The sequence below is a fragment of the Rhizobium sp. Leaf371 genome (assembly GCF_001424045.1).
Classification (GTDB): domain Bacteria; phylum Pseudomonadota; class Alphaproteobacteria; order Rhizobiales; family Rhizobiaceae; genus Ferranicluibacter.
On sequence record NZ_LMQB01000025.1, the window covers coordinates 25,837 to 46,217 of the forward strand.

Here is a 20,381-nt window from a genome sequence, read left to right on the forward strand (position 1 = left end):
GACTCATTGTTTCAAATCCGGAAGATGACGGTTGCAGCGATGCAGATGGCTGAGAAGAAAGTGTGGGCGCATTGGTCGTATCGTGTAGCGATGCGTCGCCAGTCCTTGAGCTTGGCGAAGAGGTTCTCGACCTTGTGGCGCTGGCGATAGAGTACCTTGTCGTAGGGATAAGNGGTCGTATCGTGTAGCGATGCGTCGCCAGTCCTTGAGCTTGGCGAAGAGGTTCTCGACCTTGTGGCGCTGGCGATAGAGTACCTTGTCGTAGGGATAAGGAATTTTCCGGCTTCGGCTCGACGGAATGCAGGGTTCGATGCCCTTGGTTACGAGCGCCTGCCGGAACCAGGAGCTGTCGTAGCCGCGATCGGCGATAAGGACGTTGGCTGGCGGGAGGGCGGTCAGCACGAGACGGGCGCCTTTGTGGTCACTCATCTGACGTTCCGATAACAGCATGACGACGGGACGGCCTTTGTCGTCGCAGACGGTGTGGAGCTTGGAGTTCAGGCCGCCCTTGGTGCGTCAGATACGTCGGGGAACATCCCCTTTTTAAGCAGGCTCGCTGCCGTGCGGTGGGCTGAACCGCACCGGGTTTGCCGGAGGCCATTTCGTTTAAGTTATGCGGCCATGGCTGCTTCGTCCAGCATGGCGTAATATCGCTCTTCAGCTTCGGCTGGCGGTATGTTTCCGATGGGCTCCAGGAGGCGTCGGTGGTTGAACCAATCGACCCCTTCGAAAGTGGCGAATTCGACCGCTTCGAAGTTCCTCCATGGCCCGCGCCGGTGGATGACTTCGACCTTGTAAAGACCGTTGATCGTTTCGGCGAGGGCGTTATCGTAACTGTCGCCGACGCTTCCGACAGAAGGCTCGATGCCAGCTTCTGCCAACCGCTCGGAGTACCGAATGGACACGTATTGGACGCCGCGATCCGAGTGATGCACAAGGCCGCCGCCATGAACGGGACGCCGATCATGAAGTGCCTGCTCAAGGGCATCAAGGACGAAGCTTGCATGTGCCGTCCGGCTCGCCCGCCAGCCAACGATGCGACGAGCAAATACGTCGATCACGAAGGCCACGTAGACGAAGCCCTGCCAGGTGGCGACATAGGTGAAATCCAAAACCCACAGCCTGTTTGGTGCTGGGGCTTTGAACTGGCGGTTAACCCGGTCAAGCGGGTTCGGGGCCGACTTGTCCGAGAATGTCGTGCGGATCGGCTTTCCTCGAATGATACCCTGCAGGCTCATCGACCTCATAAGCCGAGCAACGGTGCAGTGGGCGGCGTCAAAGCCTTCACGCTTCAATTGCCGCCAGACCTTGCGAACGCCATAGACGCGGAAGTTCTGTTCGAAGACACGGAATATCTCGATCTTCAGGCCGATATTGCTGCGGGCGCGGATCGACAGGCGATCCACGTCCAGGCGTTTGGCGACATTCTCGTAGTAGTTGACGGGGCGGCCGAGCTCCCCTTGCCCGGCAAGCGAATGCTTGCATTCGCTGAAAGGGGCCATGGCGAAATAGGCCGAAGCTTTGCGCAAAATCTCGTTGGCCTGACGAAGCTCCCGATTCTCCGGCTCAAGAACCTTCATCTTCTCGGCGACATCGCTCGGCAGGCCCGTTCTATTGCCGCTGTCGACCTCGGTCTTCTTGACCCATTCGTGCAGGGCGGCTAGCGAGCAGCCGATCTTGGCAGCGATAGATGAAACGGCAGCCCAGCGGGATGGATGCTCGGCCTCGTGGTCCAGCACCATATGTGTGGCACGGCTACCGACTTCAGGTGAAAACTTGTTCGTTGTCTTGCTCATGATGACTCCACTTTCTCAGAAGTTGGAGCCTCCGGCAAACCCGGCGCGGTTCAGTTCTGACTGAGCCCCCCGCTACAACGCGGAGGCCCCATCAAGCGGCTATCATGCGGCATGGCGTCCCGCAGTTCTTGCCGCATCCTTGTCGTTCGTCAGCTTGAACTTGGCGATGAGATCGTGAAGCAGCAGGCTCTCGTTGGCGAGCGTTGCGCTGGCGGCGTTCGTTTCCTCGACCATGGCCGCGTTGCGCTGCGTCACCTGGTCCATCTGGTTGACGGCCGTGTTGACTTCCGCAAGGCCGACGGACTGTTCGCGCGAGGAGGTGGCAATTGCGTCCATGTGTCGGTTGATGCTGGAGACGTGGGTCTCGATCGCCTTCAGCGCTTCCCCCGTTTCCCGCACGAAGGTGACGCCACTGGCGACTTCGGTCGACGAGATGCGGATCAACTCCTTGATATCCTTGGCTGCCTGGGCGGAGCGCTGCGCCAGTTCGCGCACTTCCTGGGCGACGACGGCAAAGCCTCGTCCTGCCTCGCCCGCTCGCGCGGCCTCGATGCCTGCGTTCAGCGCGAGCAGGTTCGTCTGGAAAGCAATCTCGTCGATGATGCCGATGATGTTAGAGATTTTGCCCGAGGACTCCTCGATCCGTTCCATGGCGCCGACAGCTCCGGCCACGACAACACCGGAGCGGGTCGCGCTGGTGTTCGCGAGGATCGCAACTTCGCGGGCCTCGTCGGCCCGTTTGGAGGCGTTCGAGACATTGGCCGTGATCTGATCGAGCGCCGCTGCGGTTTCTTCCAGCGAAGCGGCCTGCTGCTCGGTGCGCTTGGACAGGTCGTCGGAGCTCGTGCTGATCTCCCGCGTGCCGCTGTCGATGGAGATTGCTGCATGCGCGACGGAGCTCAGCGTGGTGCCAAGCCGGGAGACGGCATGATTGAGGTCGTGGCGCAGGGACTCGAAATCCGGAGCGAATGGTTCCTGGAGCTGAAAGGACAGGTCTCCGTCTGCAAGGCGTCGCAGGCCCGTCGCCAGGCTGCTCGTCGCCTGCTGCAGGCGCTGCTGTGCCGCAGCCTCCGCGTCCCTTGCAAAAACGGCCCGGTCGCTCTCCGATTTCTGTCTCTGGGCCTCGGCTTCGGTCTCGAGTTTCCGGTTTGCGATGGCCGCTTGACGAAAGACCTCCACGGCCTTTGCCATCTGACCGATCTCGTCGGACCGATCCTTGCCGGCGACGCTCGATTCCGTATGACCTGCCGCAAGGTCCTGCATCGCTAGCGATAAGGTCTCTATCGGCTTCGTGATCGTCCGGCGGCTGATCACGAGCAGCACGAGTGCGGACGCGACCGAGAATGCGAGGATGGACAGCAGAACCATCGAGACCAGCGTCGAGAGGTCACCGCTGTGCTTCAGGACGTCCTCGGACGACATCTGGATCGCATCTCCGGCCTTCTCCATGGCAGACTCGAGGGCCGTGAACTTGGCCTTGAAGTCCGGGAAGGCGGCTTGCATTGTGTCCGGAGCGGAGGTGGCTTTGTCGACGAGCTGCGTTGCGGTTTCGATATAGTCCTGCAACGGCGCATTCAGGTCTTTCAGCACGCTGCCGATCGGGCTTTCGCCTGCAAGCTTCGTGTTTTCGGCAATCGCCGAGCGGAAGTTGGTGACATGTTCTGCGAGATCGCTTTTGACCTCGGAAATCTCGATATTGGTGGATGGATCCCGCGACAGCATCGCGGAGAGAACGTCGGCGCGGAGGGCGTCATGCATCATGTCCGCCTCCATATGGTTGCGAAGGATGCTGGCGGAGTCCGAGACTTCGGTGACGTTTGCCGTCAGCAGGCGCGAACTGAGGAGACCGACCCCTGCCGAGCCTCCGGCCAGCGCGAACATCGCGACACTCACGATGATCATCTTGCTTCTGATCGTTGTCATTTTCCCACCCCACGCCCGACTTCCAGTAACAAGCGACAGAATGGCACAAAACAAATAAGGAATATCTTAACCGGCTTGGGATGCGGGAAGGTGACCTTCGACCGAGGCTTTGCCTGGTGATGGCAACGGAAGCCGCCGTTCAATCCGCTTGCCGCTACCAAACGCTTGAATTTTGCGATATTCGGATGAACTGAAGCGCCACTGTCGGTATCGGGTCGGTATCCGGGGCGTCTGGGCCGAATGGAAATGGAATGCCTCTCTCCGCGCATCAGCGTAACAATGTCAGGACCACCGGGAACGGGCCCCGGACGATGATGTTTGCCCACGGCTATGGGTGCGACCAGGGCATGTGGCGATACGTCGCCCCGCAATTTTCGGAAGAGTTCAGGATTCTGACCTTCGATCATGTCGGCAGCGGGGGGTCGGATAGCAATGCCTTCGATCCGGCCAAGTACGCGACTTTAAAAGGGTACGCCGAGGATGTGATCGAGATTGCGCGCGAGGCGAGTGTTCAAGGCGGGATCTTTGTCGGGCATTCGGTGAGCGCGATGATTGGCGTCCTCGCCGCGATCGACGCGCCTGAACTGTTCGACGAGCTCGTACTGGTCTGCCCGTCACCATACTTCCTCAATGACGGGGATTATCTCGGTGGCTTTACGCAGGGCGATATCGATGAGCTTCTTGCGTCGATGAGCAACAACTACGCCGCCTGGTCGAACACGATGGCACCGGCGATCATTGGCAATGCCGACCGGCCCGAGCTGGGGCAGGAGCTTGCGAGTGCTTTCTGCCGGATGGATCCTGCTATCGCGGGCACGTTTGCGCGGGCCACATTCACATCTGACAATCGGCCGGACCTTCCCAAAGTCTCTGCGCGAACGCTTGTCCTGCAGTGCCGGGATGACATTCTGGCCGGCGAGCATATCGGGGCCTATGTCGCCTCGCAGGTTCCCGACGCGTCGCTCGTCATACTCGATGCCACAGGCCACTGTCCAAATCTCAGCGCGCCCCATGCCGTCAACGAGGCAATCAAGGCGTTTGTCGGATCGCCATGACTCGACCGGCAGCAACAGGTCTCCCGACCCCGGACGATCTTTTCGAGAATGCACCCTGCGGGTATCTCGTGCTCAGCGAGGACGGGACGATCAGGATGGTCAACGGGACCTTCTGCCGTTGGCTTTCGTGCGCGCGTGCCGAACTTGTCGGAAAGCGGATCGCGGCGCGCCTCAGCGTTTCGAGTCGGATCGCCTATGAGACCCATTTCATGCCGCTTCTGCGCCTTGGAGGCGCCAGCCACGAGATCTCTTTCGACTTCCTCGACGCCGGCGGAGGGGCTTTCCCGGCCAGTGTCAGCGCTCTCTTCTGTCCTGCCGGCGAACAGGAGTCTTCGATCAGGCTCACGGTGTTTCCAGCCGTTCAGCGCCGCCGGTACGAGCGCGGTCTTCTCGAGGCGCGAGAGGCGTCCGAGGTGGCGCGCCACAGCGAGTTGGAGACGGGCAAGCTGCGCGAACAGTTCGTCGCCGTTCTCGGACACGACCTGCGCAATCCGTTGGCTGCCGTATCGGCAGGTGTCAGGGCCCTTTCACGTGAGGGTACGACAGAACGCGGCGCGCGCGTCCTCGTTCTCATGGAGGGAAGCGTCCAACGGATGTTCGGCCTCATCGAGAATATCCTTGATTTTGCGCGCGCGCGGCTTGGTGGCGGCATCGTGCTGACACAGTGCATCACCGACCAGCTGCCGGCGATTTTGAGCCAGGTTGTCGATGAACTTCGAGCCACGAACCCGGACAGGGTCATCGACGCGACATTCGACCTGCGGACGCCGGTCGAGTGTGATCCGAGCCGCATCGCTCAGCTCGTTTCGAACCTGCTCGGCAACGCCATCTCGCATGGGGCGACGGATCGCCCCGTCCGCCTCAGCGCCGTCAGCACCGCATCGGGAGATCTCACCGTCATCGTCACCAATGAAGGCCCGACGATCCCGCCGGACGCGATGGATCGCTTGTTCGAGCCGTTCGTCCGCGGCGCGTCCAGCGGCTATAGCGAAGGTCTCGGCCTGGGGCTGCACATCGCCTCCGAGATAGCGAAGGCGCATGATGCGGTTTTAGACGTGACATCAGAGGACGGCGTGACGAGCTTCAGGTTGCGCTTGTCATCGGTTCGGGCAAGCTGATGCTCGAAACACTCGGCGAGATCCCATCTCTGCGATGCCCCTGGAAGAGACGCGAACGAAGCGCACATCGTGTCGAGCGTCAGCGAGAGGTTAGAAGTTCTCGCTGAAGATGGGTGGAATCTCGATCCGTGTGCTGTCTGCCGCGCCACTCTCTATGATGGCGAAAACGGCATCCAGCATCGAGGGGACATCCTGGCGGACCATTTCGACATCGTCGCCCAAAAGAGCGGCGAATGGGTCCCAGTCGAAGCAGCCGATGACGGGCGAGTGCTCGCCATAATGGCCCGATCGCTTGATCCAGCGCATCACGCCTTCCAGCGAGATCGTGGAGTTCACGAACATCCCCGATGGCAGCGATCCCTCCGTTCTCGCCAATGACGCGAGCGAAGCCTCTGCTTTTTCCGGTGCGTAGCCGCTCGCCAGGATATGGCTCTCGTCGACGGGCACGTCGATATCGGCATGCGCCGCGCGAAAGCCGCGGATGCGCTCCGACGTGTTGTGATCACTGGCTCGGCCGCCAATGAAAAGCAACGGCTGGGCTTGCCCGAACTTCACACGGCTGTTCAGCATGATGCGGCGGGTCAGTTCACGGGCGCCGGTGAAATTGTCCGAGATGATCGAGGGCGCCTTTGTGCCGGGCAGGTCGAGGTTCAGGCTCCCGACGTTTGCGGCCGCACACAGGTCGCTGATGCGATCCGGATCGGTCGCACCCGTCGAGACGAGCCATTCCACCTGATAGGACAGCATGGTCCGTGCCGCCTCGACCTCCAGTTCCGGATCGCGCCGCGTGCAGGTGATGATGGGGAAGAGCCCGCGCTCGCGCGCCATCGTCTCGAACGTTTCGACAATCGAGCCGAAATAGCGGTTGTCGTATTTCGGCACGATCATGCCGATGATCTTGGATTTTTCACGCCGGAGCAGGCTCGCCTGCATGTTGACTGCATAGCCCTGCTCGTCGGCGAGCGTGGTGATGCGCTCGGCCAGCTTGGCGCTGATCCGGCGCTTCTTCCATGTTCCGTTGAGAACCGCGCTGACGGCACTGGCCGACGTGCCGGCAAGTTCTGCCAGATCGTAGATGGTCGTCTTCTTCGATGATTTTTCCTGATTCACATCAGTCTCCATTCTCCCCAACTTGACACCGATTCAATCTCGTGACAAACATGCTCCATCGATTGAGCAAGAGTGCGCAATCGATGAATTGGCCAACTGGAGGGTTGGCCTGGAGATGTTCGCCCGATTTTGATCGAAGCCGATGCCGGAGCACGATGTTTCGGCTCTGCGGACCGCGATGCCGAATGGCATCCCGCGCGTCGGCGACGATGAGGTGTGGCGAGGTCTTCGGTGACGCAGACGATTTCAAAAGGAGGAGACTATGACTTTTCGCTCTACACTGCTGGTGACGACGGCCGTTGCCGCCATGTTCTCGGGCTCTGCCTTCGCGCAGGAAGCCGCGACCGTCGCGTTCCTGATGCCGGACCAGGCCTCGACGCGCTACGAGAACCACGACTATCCCGGCTTCAAGGCCGAGATGGCAAAGCTCTGCGCGGCCTGCACCGTCATCTACCAGAACGCCAATGCGGACACGGCCCTGCAGCAGCAGCAGTTTAACTCGGTCATCGCGCAGGGCGCGAAGGTCATCGTTCTCGACCCGGTGGATTCCGCCGCTGCCGCCGCGCTTGTGGAAATCGCCCAGTCGCAGGATGTGAAGGTCATCGCCTATGACCGTCCGATCCCGGCCAAGGCCGCCAATTTCTACGTGTCCTTCGACAATGAAGGCATCGGCCACGCCATCGCCCAGTCGCTGGTTGCCCATCTGAAGAAGAGCGGCGCTGCCGAAGGTGCCGGCGTACTGCAGATCAACGGCTCGCCGACCGACGCTGCCGCCGGCCTGATCCGCGACGGCATCCATCGCGGTCTGAAGGATTCCGGCTACAAGACGCTCGCCGAATTCGACACGCCGGAATGGGCGCCGCCAAAGGCGCAGGAATGGGCTGCCGGCCAGATCACCCGCTTCGGAGCCGACATCAAGGGCGTCGTCGCGGCCAATGACGGCACCGGCGGTGGCGCCATCGCGGCCTTCAAGGCGGCCGGCGTCAATCCTGTTCCTCCGGTCACGGGCAACGATGCGACCATCGCCGCGCTGCAGCTCATCATCTCGGGCGACCAGTACAACACGATCTCCAAGCCGTCGGAAATCGTGGCGGCGGCGGCCGCCAAGGTTGCCGTCCAGTTCCTGAAGGGCGAGACGCCGGAAGCGAAGACCTCGCTTTACGACACCCCTTCGGAACTCTTCGTGCCCGCTGTCGTAACGGCCGAGAACATCAAGGCCGAGATCTTCGACAAGAAGATCCAGACGGTGGCCGAAGTCTGCACCGGCGAATACGCCGAAGGCTGCGCCAAGCTCGGCATCCAGTAAGCCGCTTGCGGCAAGCGACCGGTCGCGTTTCGGCTCGACCGGTCGATCCCTCCTCAACAGAGAGCGCGCATCATGGCGGACAGACAGACGGAAGGCTCGGCGACGGGCGGTCCCATTCTTCGGTTGACCAAAATCTCCAAGAATTTCGGCGCGGTTTCCGCGTTGACCGATATCGATCTCGAGGTGAATGCCGGCGAGGTCGTCGCGCTCGTCGGGGACAATGGTGCCGGCAAATCGACCCTGATCAAGGTTCTCGCCGGCGTGCACCAGCCGACATCAGGACAGATCGAATTCTGCGGCAAGCCCGTCAGCCTCGACAGCCCCAGCCGGGCGCTGGAGCTCGGCATCGCCACGGTGTTCCAGGATCTGGCGCTGTGCGAAAACCTCGATGTCGTCGCCAACCTGTTCCTCGGGCATGAAGTTTCGCCATGGAGCCTCGACGAAGTGGCGATGGAAGTCCGCGCCTGGACGCTCCTGAAGGAGCTTGCCGCACGGATACCCTCCGTGCGCGAGCCGATCGCGTCGCTCTCCGGCGGTCAGCGGCAGACCGTCGCCATCGCCCGCTCGCTGCTGCTCGACCCGAAGATCATCATGCTCGACGAGCCGACGGCGGCGCTGGGCGTCGCCCAGACGGCCGAGGTGCTCAACCTCATCGAGCGCGTCAGGGAGCGCGGGCTCGGCGTCATCATCATCAGCCACAATATGGAGGACGTGCGCGCCGTTGCCGATCGCATCGTCGTGCTGCGGCTCGGGCGCAACAACGGCGTCTTCAGCCCGGATGCCTCCAATCATGAGCTTGTCGCTTCGATCACCGGTGCGACCGAAAATGCGGTCTCGCGCCGGATCGAGCGCAAAGCCGATGTCAACCCCTTGAGCGGGAGCACCGCATGAGCCAGAATCCCAACCTCAAGGGCCCGGCGCTTGACCGCAGCGACGTTCGCGTCGTGCATGCCGAAGGTCTCTCGGGCGCCCTGCATACCCTTGTCGGCCGCGTCAAATCCGGCGATCTCGGCATGCTGCCGGTCGCCATCGGCCTGATCGTCATCTCCACCGTCTTCAGCATTCTGAACCCGATTTTCCTCGCGCCGAACAACCTCGTCAATCTGCTGTTCGACTGCGCGACCGTGGGCATCATTTCGCTCGGCATCGTCTGCGTTCTCATCCTCGGCGAAATCGATCTCTCTGTCGGTTCGATGAGCGGACTTGCCTCGGCCATCATCGGCGTTCTCTGGGTCAATTCCGGTCTGCCGCTGGTCGTCGCCATCGGTGCAGCCCTTGTCACGGGTGCGCTCGTCGGTGCGCTTTATGCGTTCATGTACAATCGCCTGGGCATGCCGAGCTTCGTTGCCACGCTCTCCGGCTTGCTCGCGCTGCTTGGCCTGCAGCTCTATATTCTCGGGCCGACCGGCAGCATCAACCTGCCTTATGCCTCGCCGCTCGTGCGCTTCGGCCAGATCCTCGTCATGCCCGGCTGGATGTCGGCGCTGCTCGGCCTGCTTCCGGGCCTCGTCATGGTCGTCGTCGGCCTGTCGGTGCGCAAGCGTCGCGAGGCGGTCAACCTCTCGTCCCAGCCGCTGAGCACGTTGTTCGTCAAGGCCGGCATCCTCACGATCGTCATCGAGGCAATCGTCTCCTATCTCAATCTCGGGCGTGGCGTGCCGTGGATGTTCGGCCTCTTCGTGGTGCTGGCCATGGTTCTGAACTATGGCCTGACACGGACGCAGTGGGGCCGGTCCATGTTTGCCGTCGGTGGCAATCGCGAAGCCGCCCGGCGCTCCGGCATCAATGTGCGCCGAATTTACACCAGTGCCTTCGTGCTCTGCTCGACCCTCGGCGCCCTCGGCGGTATTCTCTCCGCCTCACGCCTTGCGTCATCGAGCCAGCAGGCCGGCACCGGCGACGTCAACCTTAACGCCATCGCCGCAGCGGTCATCGGCGGCACCAGCCTCTTCGGCGGACGCGGCAGCGCCTATTCCGCGCTGCTCGGCATCATCGTCATCCAGGCCATCTCCAATGGCCTGACCCTGCTCAACCTCAACTCGTCTTTGCGCTACATGATCACAGGCGCCGTCCTCGCCATCGCCGTGATCGTGGATTCGCTGGCTCGCCGCTCGCGCGTCAGCCACGGCCGAGCCTGAAACACTACGGGAGAATGTCTCATGTCTGATCTCATGACCGGAAAAGTCGTCGCCATCACCGGGGCCGCCTCCGGCATCGGCCTTGCCTGTGCCCGCACTCTCATCGCCGAAGGCGCCACCGTCGTCCTCATCGATCGCGCCAAGGACAAGCTCGACACGCTCTGTGCGGAACTCGGAGACCGCGCCAAGCCGTTGGTCATCGACCTGATGGACGGCAAGGAACTCTCGGGCATTCTGCCGCGCATCCTCGAGCTTGCCGGGCGCCTCGACGTCTTCCACGCCAATGCCGGTGCCTATGTCGGCGGCGCGATTGCCGAGGGCGATCCGGATGCGTGGGACCGGATGCTGAACCTCAACATCAACGCGGCATTCCGCTCGGTCCACGCGGTTCTGCCGCATATGATCGCCCAGAAGTCCGGCGACATCCTGTTCACGAGTTCGATTGCCGGTGTCGTGCCGGTGATCTGGGAGCCGATCTACACCGCATCGAAGTTTGCCGTTCAGGCCTTCGTTCATTCGACGCGCCGCCAGGTCGCGCCGCATGGCGTTCGCGTCGGAGCTGTCCTTCCCGGCCCGGTGGTCACTGCCCTTCTCGACGACTGGCCGAAGGCCAAGATGGACGAGGCCCTGGCCAATGGCAGCCTGATGCAGCCGAAAGAGGTGGCCGATGCCGTGCTCTTCATGCTGACGCGACCGCGCAACGTCACCATCCGCGACCTCGTGATCCTCCCCAACAGCGTCGATCTCTGATCGGCGGTCGATCCGCGACGCCCAGAGACAAAGCCAGAGACAAGACAATGATAGAAGACGACAGCGCGATCACCCAGCCAGCCGCCCGTTATGTGATCGGCGTCGATGTGGGCACGGGCAGCGCACGCGCCGGCGTCTTCGATCTCGAAGGCCGGATGCTAGGCGTCGCCAAACGCGATATCACGCTGTTTCGCGATGCCGGCGGGATGGTCGAGCAATCGAGCCGAGAGATCTGGGCGGCCGTCTGCGATGTCGTGCGCAACGCCGTCGGCAAGGCGGGCATCGATCCCGCCGCGGTGATCGGCCTCGGCTTCGATGCAACGTGCTCGCTGGTCGTGCTCGGGCCGGGGGGCGCCTCCCTTCCGGTCGGCCCGTCTGAGGATCCGGACCGGGATATCATCGTCTGGATGGATCACCGCGCCGTGGCGCAGGCCGAACGCATCAACGATCTCGGCCACGACGTGCTGCGCTATGTCGGTGGGCGGATCTCGCCCGAGATGGAGACGCCGAAGCTCCTGTGGCTGAGGCAAATCCGGCCCACCGTCTTCGACGCGGCCTGGCAATTCTTCGATCTCGCCGACTTTCTCACCTGGAAAGCGACGGGCAGTCTTGCCCGCTCCACCTGCACGGTGACCTGCAAATGGACCTATCTGGCCCACGAAAAGCGGTGGGACCCGAGCTTTTTCCATAAGATCGGTCTCGACGTGCTGGCAGAGGAAGGCTTCGCCCGGATCGGCACGGAAATCGTCGCACCGGGCACGCCGCTGGGGCAGGGACTGTCGGTTGATGCAGCCCTCGCCATGGGCCTGAGCCCTGGTACCGCGGTTGCGGCGGGCATGATCGATGCTCATGCGGGCGGCATCGGCACCGTCGGGATCGACGGGGGCCCAGGTGCCAATCTCGGTTATGTCTTTGGAACCTCGTCCTGCACCATGACATCGACGACGGAGCCGGTCTTCGTACCCGGTGTCTGGGGCCCCTATTTCTCCGCGATGGTGCCGGGAATGTGGCTGAACGAAGGTGGCCAGAGCGCCGCTGGCTCGGCGATCGACCATCTTCTGGCGTTCCATCCCGCAGCCGCATCGGCGAAATTGGAGGCGGCAGCGGCAGGTCTCTCCCTGCCGGTCTTCATCGCCAACGCGGCCGCCTCCCGCACAGCCTCGGCGTCGGAGGCCGCGCGGCTTGCGACCGGCCTGCATGTCGTCCCGGAGTTTCTCGGCAACCGCGCGCCCTTTGCCGACCCCCACGCCCGCGCCGTTATCGCGGGGCTCGGCATGCAAGAGGACACCGAAAGCCTCATTGCCCTCTACGTGGCCGGCCTCTGCGGCATTGGGTATGGTCTTCGCCAGATCATCGACACGCAGACGCAAGCCGGTGCGCCCGTAGACCGCGTGGTGATCAGCGGCGGCGCCGGCCAGCACGATCTCGTCCGCCAGATCCTTGCCGACGCCTGCGGCAAACCGGTCGTCGCCACCCGCTCGGAAGAGCCGGTCCTGCTCGGCTCGGCGATCCTCGGTGCCGTCGCCAGCGGCGCTTTTCCCGAGACCGGCGCTGCCATGAAAGCGCTCAGTCATGCAGATCGGACATATGCCCCTGCGGAAAACGAGATCGCAACCCTTCATCATCGCCGCTACGGGGTTTTCACCACGTTGCAAGAGCAGGCGCGCGCAATGAGAGAGTTTTGATAAGCCCAAAGGCTTGCATCCGGTCTCCCGAAGGCTTGCATCCGGTCTAAAGATTCGGATCTGATCGGTCCGAAAAGCCTGCGACGCAGATCCCTGCACGGCGGTAATGGGCGGCATTCAGGGAACGGAAATCGTTATCATCTTGAGATGTTGGTGCGCGTGCTGGCGACAATGCCGTCTCCGGCATGACAGAACCCCCGGTTCGAGAACGGACCGGGGGTTCTGGCGTTTCGGCCCGAGAGTTCCGGGAAGGGAAATCAATGGCGACGCAGACGGTCGTCTGCCACCGTTTGCGGCGAAGGTCTCGCCTCCGCCGCAGGCCCTCAATGCCTTGACGATACGGCGGCGGGGGTGGCCGCACGGGCGTTGGCAAGGCCACGGATGGCTTCCTGATTTCCGGTCGCAGCCAGCGTCTCGAAGGTGCGGATCGCTTCGCCGAAGCGCTTGAGCCCGAGAAGAGCGTAGCCGCGCAGGACCATCAGGTCGATCCGCTCGGGCGACAGTTGCGCACGGCGGTCGAGCAGGATCAGGGCCTCGGAGAAGCGCTTCTGGTTGAAGGCGACGAGAGCGCGGTCCGAGAGAAGCGCGATCTGGATTTCCGTCGCCTTCGGCGCGTCCATCTGTCCACGCGTTGCGGCAACGGATGCCTTGTCGGTCAGGCCCTGTCGCAGATAGGCGAGGCTCTGCCCATAGGCGGCTTCGCTGCGGATGCGCGTGTCGCCGCCGCGGATCGCCGCATCGAAATGTCGTGCGGCTTCGAGCGGACGGTTCAATTCCATCAGGCACCACCCGCGCCCAAGCGCTTCGTCGGCCGAAAGTCCGGACGGGTCGGTGGAGGTGCTGCAGCCTCGACCGGAGGCTGACGCGGTGCTGTTCCTTGGAGCTACCGAGCGTGCGGGGCGCTGGCGCGCTGCTGTTTCGCCGCTCGCCGACGCTGCTCGCGACGACGACCGCGCGACCGGCCGGGCCGGTTCGCGCTGAGGCGCGCCGGAAACGGCTCCGGCAGACGCCATGCGCGAGGCTTCCGTCGCATCGTCGTCTTCACCGAGCAGCGCGATCCGCGGAGAGCGGCCGGCCCACTGCCTCTGGATGCGCGCGACATCGCTGGCCATGTCGAGCTGGTTCGCGGTGATCGCAAGGCCATAGGCAGAGGGTTCCGTTTCCGGTGCCCAGGTCAGCGAGGTCGAGAACCATTGCAGCGCGAGCTGCGGCTGTTCGAAGGCGCGTGCATACCAGCCGAACTGCTGGGCGACGTCGGCGCTTCTGGCGCGGATCGCCTCCTGGGCCATGCGCTGCAGAATGTCCGCTTCGATCACGATCGGCGGGTCGAGAGCCAGCAGGTTCGCGGCGGCCGCCAGATAGGTATTGCGCGTATCGTCGGACGTGTCGCGCCAGGGATAGAGGACGGCTTCCGCTTCGCCCGGAGTCTTCCGGGCAATGAGCGTCAGCGCCAGACCTTGGGAGGCTGCAGCGGAATCCTCTTCCGCACGCGCCCGCCGGAACCAGTTCTCCGCCTGTTCGCTCTCGTTGCGCCGGACGTAGTACCAGCCGAGCAGCAAGGCGTCGGAGGCCTTTCCGCCCGTTTCGGCCGCTCGCTGAAGACGCGACAGATAGGTCGGGGGAACAGTAAGCTTCGGGTCTTCGCCCGCAGCCGCGACGAACTGGCGGGCCAGTTCGTCCTTCACCGGCTCGAATTCGCCCTTGCCCGAGGCATCGGTTTTTTCCTGCGTCAGCAGCTGCTCGACCATCGGGCGGGGCAGCAATGACGCTGCCTTCTGCAAGGTTGCCAGCCGGTCCGCGCTCGCGGTGCAGCTGGAGAGAATATAGGTATAGGCGTCCATCGCCCGCTGCGGACGGTCGGTCTTTGCGAAGGCTTCGGCCAGACGCCAGAGAAGGTCGATCTCGCCGCAGACGAGCAGTTGCGGCATCTGCGCGGAAACATCGACCACGATGGGGTATTGCTGCAGGTTGGAGGCGTTGATGAGACGCTGCCGCGCTTCGCCGAGCGCCAGCATGGAAAGAAGATTTTCCGGAGGCTTCCAACCCGGTTCGCGCGCCTGGCGGTCGGCGATCGCCTTGCGGACGTCGGCATAGCGCGTTTCGCCATAGAGCGCCCACATGGCCTCCAGCTGCGTATCGGCATTCGGCGGGGCTGCCAGCGGATCTGCCGGAGGTTCCCAGTCGGGATAGAGCGTGCGCAGTCGGGCGATTTCGGCCTGAACCCGAGCGGTGTCGCCCTGACGTGCGAAATAGCGCAATGCGCCTTCATCGACGATCGGCTTCGCTGGCTGCGACGCGGCAGACGTCGAGGGAGGTGAGGGGGCTGCAGCCGGCGGCGGTTCGCTTTGTGCCTGTGGCTTCGGTTCCACGGGCGCCTCGGTGAGCGCTTTCGGTGCGGGTTCCGCACTCTCGTTTTTGGGCGTAGCCTCGGCGTCGGGCTGCGTCGCCTTCGGCGGCAGGTCCTGCGACAGTTGAACCGGACGCTGCTGGCTGGAGCGCGCAGCGGGCGCCGGGGGAACCAGGCTCAGCCGGTTGCCCTTCTCGTCGACGGCGGCGGGCGGCGCGAGGATCGAGCCGGTCGTCAGCTCTGCCTCAGGCCAGATGTCGGAGCCGTAATAGGTTGCCGTTGCCGTTGCTGCGGCCAGCGTCGAGAAAAGCAGGATGCGGGCGGTGGTCATGGGAACTCCCGGTGGAAAGTCCGAGGAAGAAAGGACACGCCGGGCAGGCGCGTCGAGGCAAAGCTCGGCAGAACGGCTGTTTCGCAACGTCGGCGGCGAAGGATTGTCATCGGCTGCGCCCCAACAGGCGCAGCATCAGTGTTGTGATGATGCCGAGCAGGGCAAAACCGCTGATGAACATCACCGCGAAGAAGAGGATGTTGGTCGAGAGCCAGTTCGCGGCGATCAGACGCCAATTGGCAATCGAGAACGGCTGCGTCGGGTTCAGATGCAGGTCGCGCACGGGCACCATCGCGACCTCTCCCGTGGATTCCGCAAAGGTCGTGATGCGGCCATCGACGCCATTCCAGCGCGCCTCCTGCACCATCGCGCCCATGCCGGCCTGAAGGCTCGCGGGTGTCGGGCCCGTTGCAAGCGTCCATGTGCCGGCGCCGGACGGGCTTCGGCTCTGGGCGATCATGAAGCTGACAGTGTCCGGGGGAGAAAAGTCCTCTTCCTTGCCGGGCAGGAAGCGCAGCGAGTCCATCGACAGATCGAGATCGCTTTTCAGCCAGGCTTCAAGGCGCGACCCCTGGCCGAGCCAGCTGCCGCCGGAAACCTTGCCGCGCCACTCTTCAAACAGGGTGCCGCTGCCGTCGTCCGGCTGGCCGGCGGCGTGATGCGTGCCCCAGTTGGCGGGTGCCGCACCGATCTGCATCTGGCTGAGCAGCGGCGGCGGAAGCTGCGAAAGCGTTCCGACGATCACAGCGTTGCGATCGCCGAGGGCTGCAGGCGAAGCGACCGTGTCGAGCGCGAGCGGATTGCCGGCGGCAACCGCGAGACGCCCGAGCAGCGTTGCCGCGGCCGACAGCGTTTCGGGGTCGAGACGGTCGAGATAGAGGGCCGTGGGTTGCTCGGAGCGGCGGTAGGGCTGCCCCGTGGACGAGGTCGCCGCAAGGCTGGGGCTGCTGTCGATCCGGGCGAAATCCGGCATATGGAATTCGGTCGTGTCGAACAGGGCAAAGCGCGGTGTGGTCTGCGCCGGTGTGCCCGTGGCGCAGGTCTCGTCGTCCGACGTCAGCAGCACGGCTTCGATCGAGATGCGGTTCACGCCCGGTACGAAATGGCGCATCGTCACGGTGATCGGGAGGTGGCTCAGAATGCCGCCGCCGGCTGTGGAAAGCGGCGTGGTCGTGGCGATATTACCGTTGACATAGACGTCGATGCGGCTGCCCGGCAGAACGGACGGCGAGTAGCCGGCATCGAGCAGGATCACGGCATCGCCATAGGCGCTGGCATAGAAATCGGCGGGAACGCCAAGCATGAACTCCGTGCGGAACCTGCGTCCTGCGAATTCGCTGGTGGTGATGCCGAGTTGCGACAGCGCAACGCGCGTATCGCCAACGAGGATCGGCGCATCCGGCGTGTGCCACGCTTTGGTGGAAAACGAGGTGCGTGAGGTCCCCGGTGCCGCATCGAGAGGGCCGGCGAGCGTTTCGACAGCCTGCCGGAGCGCTTCGGCCGTTGGGCCGGTGACGACGAGGGCGTTGACGCCGGGCGTCGTGGCCGGCGCAAACGTCACCGTCGGGCCGACGGCCGTACCGGCCGGAAGTGTCGGGAGCATCCCGTCGATTTCGAGTTGCGTGCCGACCAGAACGGTCAGGGCACCGGCGGCCGACGTCGTCGGCATGGTCGTGTGGAAGGCGACCGTCTGGTTCGGCATCTGGACACGCAGCGCCAGCGCCTGAGCCAGGCGCAGCAGCATGTTCGAGCGGCTGGGATTGGTCAGTCCCGGTGCGACGATGTCGATGGCTGTGACGCCGGAGCCATCAAGGCCGACGGCCTGGATGTCGTCGATGCTGGACAGGCGGTTGCCGACGGGCGCATCGAAGGTCAGGTAGGTCCGGCTCGGATCGATATTGGTCCAGAGATCATAGGTCGATTGAATGCTGCAATCGGTCCGGTGGCGCTGCTGGGTGGACAGGCGCACGACGTTCGCGCCGGCCTGCAGCGCGCCGGTGGGCAGCTCTAGAACGATATCGCTCACCGACTCGGCCGAGGCGACGGGCACCTCGCCGATCACGGCGCCGTTCAGCTCGACGGAGAAGCTCGATGCTTCCGGCGCGACGACGATGGAATTCTGGTAGCCGATGGTGATGGCGGTGGCGGCCACTGCCTGTTCGGGCGTGAGATAGATCGTCCAGGTCCGCCTGTCGGCCTCACCGGAGAGGTTCAGCTTTCCGAACGGCAGGATGTAGCGACGGTAGGCATCGGTGTCCGAGGCCGTGCGAACGGGTGTCCGGGCGGCGGCTGGTTCCTCCGGAGCGGAAGGCGCTGCAGGTGCCTCCTGCGCGGGCGCGGGGGACGCCGGCTTTTGCTGCGCCGGTTGTGAAGACGGTGCGGCCGGCGCGCTGGGCGATGCCCCGAAGGGCGGCTGCTCTGTTACCGGCGGCTGTTGACGAACCTCGGGTGCTTCTGCGGGCGGCGGTGTCTCCACTGCCGGCTTGGGGGCGCCGGCTGCCGGGGCCTGTATTGCCGGGGCCTGGGTTGCCGGGCTCTCGCGGGACATGTCGAACGGCGTTGTCTGGGCGAAAAGCGGCAACGGCGCGAGGAGCGCAAGCGTGGATGCGATGACGAAGGATTTCATGGTCTTGCTGCCTCCTTCTTGGCGGGAGTGGCTGCGTCCTTCGGCCCGCCGAGGCTTCGGAAGAAGTAGAAGAGACCGCGATTGGTTTGAAAGAGCGCGATCGCGAAGAAACTGATCGTGCCGCGAATGAGGCCGGGGTTGCGCCGTCGGCCCATCTGGAATTCGGTCCATTGTGCCGAGTTTGCAAAGATGATGTCGGCGAGCAGCCGGCGTTCTTCCGGTTCCCGCGGCGCGAACGTGCAGCCGACGAGCACGAAGCCATCGCCCCGTGCGCTACGGACGATCTTGACCGGCATGGAGGACGGTGCGCCCGGACTGAACGTCTCGACGCGGATCTCCTCCATCGTCCCCTCCGTCAGCGGCTGCATGGAACGATCGTAGACATGGACGAGAAGTCCATTGACCGAGACGTTCTCGATGATGCCCGGAAGCCACTGATCGCCGACCTTGAACTCGCATCGGCGCTTGACGTTGACCCGCCTGGACGACGATTTTTCGCCGCGTTCGGACACCACGCCAAGGGCACAGCCGGCGAAGATGAGGTTGAGCAGGTTCCAGCCCGCGACGACCAGCGTCACGTCGGATTTATACGGCTCGGCATAGATCTTGTAGAACGACATGGCGGTGGCGATGAGGAGCACGCCGAAGATGACGAAAAACGGCCGGCTGATCTCCGAAAGTCGATTGGTGCTGATCGACTCGTCCTTCGCCGTGACCTTGAAAGTGGGCTTTGACGGATTGAAGATCACCGAAATAACGGCCGGCAAGAGGTGTACGGTCTGCACATACTCGTAGAGCTCGGAGATCCACGGCCAGCGGAAGCGACCGTAGAGATAGTTCTGCATGAGCAGGTTCACGAGCATGTAGGTGGTCGTATAGGCCAGGAACTCGCCGCCGGAGCCGACGAAGATTTCCAGATCGAAGAAGATGTAGAACAGCGGGGCGAACAGGAAGACTGTGCGCGGAAACGGGAACAGCCAGAACAGCGTCGAGGACATGTAGCAAAGCCGCTGCGGCATGGAGAGGCCGCGCTTGAACAGCGGCATGCGGAACATGAGGATCTGCATCATGCCCTGCGCCCAGCGACTGCGCTGGCCGATGAAGCTTGCGAAGGTCGCCGGCTGGAGACCGGCGATCAGCGGCTTGTCGACATAGACGCTGTTCCAGCCGCGGGCGTGCAGCGCAAGCGCCGTCTCGCAGTCCTCGGTGATGCTGATGCCGCTGAAGCCGTTGGTGTCTTCGAGCGCACGCCGGTTGAGCACGGCCGCCGAGCCGCAGAAGAAGGCGGCGTTCCATTTATCCAGCCCGCGCTGGATGATGCCGTAGAACATTTCGTTCTCGCTCGGCATCTTGTTGAAGGTTTGCAGGTTCCGCTCGATCGGATCGGGATTGAGGAAGAAGTGCGGCGTCTGAACGAGAAAGAGACGCGGATCCTCCTCGAAATAGCCGACCGTCTCGCGCAGGAAGTCGCGCGCCGGCGCATGGTCGGCATCGAAGACGGTGATCAGGTCGCCCTGGGAATGGCGCATGCCGTTGTTCAGATTGCCGGCCTTGGCATGTTCGTTGCGATCGCGCGTCAGGTAGTTCGCATCGAGGTTGCGGCAGAGTTCTTTCAACTCCTCGTGGCGGCGCTGGGCGGCCTGGCTGTCGGGAATGCTGGCCGCGTTCCGCTTCTGCAGCGTGCCGCCGTCGTCCAGAAGCCAGACGGTCAGCTTTTCCGGCGGATAGTCCATGTTCTTGGCAGCCGCGAGCGTATTGGCCAGCAGGTCGGCGTCCTCGTTATAGGTCGGGATGAAGACATCGACCGACGGCGCGTAATCCGGCGAGCCCGGGCGCGGCCTGTTCGGCGGAAGCGGCATGGAAACGATGAACAGGCTGAGGGCCAGCATCGCCACGCTGTACATTTCCGCCAGGTAGAGCAGAAAGCCCGGAATGAAGTTCTCGAGCTGGTTGACGGGCGGCAGCGTGCTGGTGGTGCGCCAGTAGACGTAGCGCAGCACGATGGCGGTTCCGAAACCGAGGCCGATGAGGCGCCAGTTGCCCTCCGCCTTTAGCATTTTCAGCACGGCGAGAAGCGCCATGCAGAGAAAGGCGGCAACCAGATGGGTCTGGAGGCTGACCGGCAGTGTCGTGATCGCCACGATGACGATCGACATGCAGATCCACGCGACGACGATAAGCGCCTTGGCCATGATC

The 20,381-nt window shown here is 63.4% G+C and carries 14 protein-coding genes and 1 pseudogene; 7 read left to right on the forward strand and 8 right to left on the reverse strand.

Annotation, left to right across the window (positions count from 1 at the left end; all coding sequences use genetic code 11):
* Window positions 1-11 precede the first annotated feature (11 nt).
* From ASG39_RS24575 to ASG39_RS16350, 4 genes and pseudogenes are all read right to left on the reverse strand, one after another.
* A partial coding sequence (locus ASG39_RS24575) for a transposase (protein ID WP_347360166.1) occupies window positions 12-172 on the reverse strand: 161 nt, incomplete at its 5' end.
* A 1-nt stretch (window position 173) separates the two neighbouring features.
* A pseudogene (locus ASG39_RS23430) lies at window positions 174-572 on the reverse strand (IS5 family transposase); the annotation flags it as partial.
* Window positions 573-611: 39 nt separating this feature from the next.
* Window positions 612-1,796 carry an IS3 family transposase gene (locus tag ASG39_RS16345; RefSeq protein ID WP_082477314.1) on the reverse strand — a complete coding sequence of 395 codons (1,185 nt, stop codon included), beginning with the start codon at window positions 1,794-1,796 and terminating at the stop codon, window positions 612-614.
* Between the two features lie 102 nt (window positions 1,797-1,898).
* Window positions 1,899-3,719 carry a methyl-accepting chemotaxis protein gene (locus ASG39_RS16350; protein ID WP_062596053.1) on the reverse strand — a complete coding sequence of 607 codons (1,821 nt, stop codon included), beginning with the start codon at window positions 3,717-3,719 and terminating at the stop codon, window positions 1,899-1,901.
* Between the two features lie 311 nt (window positions 3,720-4,030).
* On the opposite strand from ASG39_RS16350, the gene ASG39_RS16355 reads away from it, so the two are divergent.
* Together ASG39_RS16355 and ASG39_RS16360 are read left to right on the forward strand one after the other, a co-directional pair.
* Complete coding sequence (locus ASG39_RS16355; RefSeq protein ID WP_244481254.1) at window positions 4,031-4,774, forward strand: alpha/beta hydrolase; 744 nt, start codon at window positions 4,031-4,033, stop codon at window positions 4,772-4,774.
* Window positions 4,775-4,983: 209 nt separating this feature from the next.
* Complete coding sequence (locus ASG39_RS16360) at window positions 4,984-5,892, forward strand: HAMP domain-containing sensor histidine kinase (protein WP_347360163.1); 909 nt, start codon at window positions 4,984-4,986, stop codon at window positions 5,890-5,892.
* A 90-nt stretch (window positions 5,893-5,982) separates the two neighbouring features.
* Here ASG39_RS16360 and ASG39_RS16365 read toward each other — a convergent pair whose 3' ends face one another.
* The gene (locus tag ASG39_RS16365; protein WP_062596056.1) at window positions 5,983-7,002 is read right to left on the reverse strand and encodes a LacI family DNA-binding transcriptional regulator; all 1,020 of its coding nucleotides are present in this window, start codon (window positions 7,000-7,002) and stop codon (window positions 5,983-5,985) included.
* Window positions 7,003-7,264: 262 nt separating this feature from the next.
* Between ASG39_RS16365 and ASG39_RS16370 the strand changes: the two genes are divergently transcribed.
* The 5 genes from ASG39_RS16370 to ASG39_RS16390 all read left to right on the forward strand — a co-directional run bounded on the left by ASG39_RS16370 (window position 7,265) and on the right by ASG39_RS16390 (window position 12,881).
* Window positions 7,265-8,308, forward strand: a complete 1,044-nt coding sequence (locus ASG39_RS16370; RefSeq protein ID WP_062596057.1) for a sugar ABC transporter substrate-binding protein — start codon at window positions 7,265-7,267, stop codon at window positions 8,306-8,308.
* A gap of 72 nt (window positions 8,309-8,380) precedes the next feature.
* Window positions 8,381-9,199 (forward strand): ATP-binding cassette domain-containing protein, encoded by an 819-nt coding sequence (locus tag ASG39_RS16375; RefSeq protein WP_062596058.1) that lies wholly within the window; start codon window positions 8,381-8,383, stop codon window positions 9,197-9,199.
* Window positions 9,196-10,446 carry an ABC transporter permease gene (locus ASG39_RS16380; protein ID WP_062596059.1) on the forward strand — a complete coding sequence of 417 codons (1,251 nt, stop codon included), beginning with the start codon at window positions 9,196-9,198 and terminating at the stop codon, window positions 10,444-10,446. The genes ASG39_RS16375 and ASG39_RS16380 overlap by 4 nt, the downstream gene beginning before the upstream one ends.
* A 21-nt stretch (window positions 10,447-10,467) precedes the next feature.
* Window positions 10,468-11,196 carry an SDR family oxidoreductase gene (locus ASG39_RS16385; protein WP_062596060.1) on the forward strand — a complete coding sequence of 243 codons (729 nt, stop codon included), beginning with the start codon at window positions 10,468-10,470 and terminating at the stop codon, window positions 11,194-11,196.
* A gap of 47 nt (window positions 11,197-11,243) precedes the next feature.
* Window positions 11,244-12,881: an FGGY-family carbohydrate kinase gene (locus ASG39_RS16390; protein WP_062596061.1), complete on the forward strand. Its 1,638-nt coding sequence runs from the start codon at window positions 11,244-11,246 to the stop codon at window positions 12,879-12,881.
* A gap of 323 nt (window positions 12,882-13,204) precedes the next feature.
* On the opposite strand, the gene ASG39_RS16395 is transcribed toward ASG39_RS16390, so the two are convergent.
* The 3 genes from ASG39_RS16395 to bcsA form a co-directional block, all read right to left on the reverse strand.
* Window positions 13,205-15,559 (reverse strand): hypothetical protein, encoded by a 2,355-nt coding sequence (locus ASG39_RS16395; RefSeq protein WP_062596062.1) that lies wholly within the window; start codon window positions 15,557-15,559, stop codon window positions 13,205-13,207.
* Window positions 15,560-15,665: 106 nt separating this feature from the next.
* Window positions 15,666-18,185: a cellulose biosynthesis cyclic di-GMP-binding regulatory protein BcsB gene (locus tag ASG39_RS16400; RefSeq protein WP_062596063.1), complete on the reverse strand. Its 2,520-nt coding sequence runs from the start codon at window positions 18,183-18,185 to the stop codon at window positions 15,666-15,668.
* Window positions 18,182-20,377 (reverse strand): UDP-forming cellulose synthase catalytic subunit, encoded by a 2,196-nt coding sequence (gene bcsA / locus ASG39_RS16405; RefSeq protein WP_062596064.1) that lies wholly within the window; start codon window positions 20,375-20,377, stop codon window positions 18,182-18,184. Before bcsA ends, ASG39_RS16400 begins: the two co-directional genes overlap by 4 nt.
* Window positions 20,378-20,381 lie beyond the last annotated feature (4 nt).

What these genes read in the sequence shown, in the direction of transcription:
- ASG39_RS16370 (WP_062596057.1), top strand. Translation starts at nt 7,265, where the DNA reads ATGACTTTTCGCTCTACACTGCTGGTGACGACGGCCGTTGCCGCCATG.
- ASG39_RS16360 (WP_347360163.1), top strand. Translation starts at nt 4,984, where the DNA reads ATGCCGCTTCTGCGCCTTGGAGGCGCCAGCCACGAGATCTCTTTCGAC.
- ASG39_RS16395 (WP_062596062.1), bottom strand. Translation starts at nt 15,559, where the DNA reads ATGACCACCGCCCGCATCCTGCTTTTCTCGACGCTGGCCGCAGCAACG.
- bcsA (WP_062596064.1), bottom strand. Translation starts at nt 20,377, where the DNA reads ATGGCCAAGGCGCTTATCGTCGTCGCGTGGATCTGCATGTCGATCGTC.
- ASG39_RS16355 (WP_244481254.1), top strand. Translation starts at nt 4,031, where the DNA reads ATGATGTTTGCCCACGGCTATGGGTGCGACCAGGGCATGTGGCGATAC.
- ASG39_RS16400 (WP_062596063.1), bottom strand. Translation starts at nt 18,185, where the DNA reads ATGAAATCCTTCGTCATCGCATCCACGCTTGCGCTCCTCGCGCCGTTG.
- ASG39_RS16375 (WP_062596058.1), top strand. Translation starts at nt 8,381, where the DNA reads ATGGCGGACAGACAGACGGAAGGCTCGGCGACGGGCGGTCCCATTCTT.
- ASG39_RS16390 (WP_062596061.1), top strand. Translation starts at nt 11,244, where the DNA reads ATGATAGAAGACGACAGCGCGATCACCCAGCCAGCCGCCCGTTATGTG.
- ASG39_RS16345 (WP_082477314.1), bottom strand. Translation starts at nt 1,796, where the DNA reads ATGAGCAAGACAACGAACAAGTTTTCACCTGAAGTCGGTAGCCGTGCC.
- ASG39_RS16385 (WP_062596060.1), top strand. Translation starts at nt 10,468, where the DNA reads ATGTCTGATCTCATGACCGGAAAAGTCGTCGCCATCACCGGGGCCGCC.
- ASG39_RS16350 (WP_062596053.1), bottom strand. Translation starts at nt 3,719, where the DNA reads ATGACAACGATCAGAAGCAAGATGATCATCGTGAGTGTCGCGATGTTC.
- ASG39_RS16380 (WP_062596059.1), top strand. Translation starts at nt 9,196, where the DNA reads ATGAGCCAGAATCCCAACCTCAAGGGCCCGGCGCTTGACCGCAGCGAC.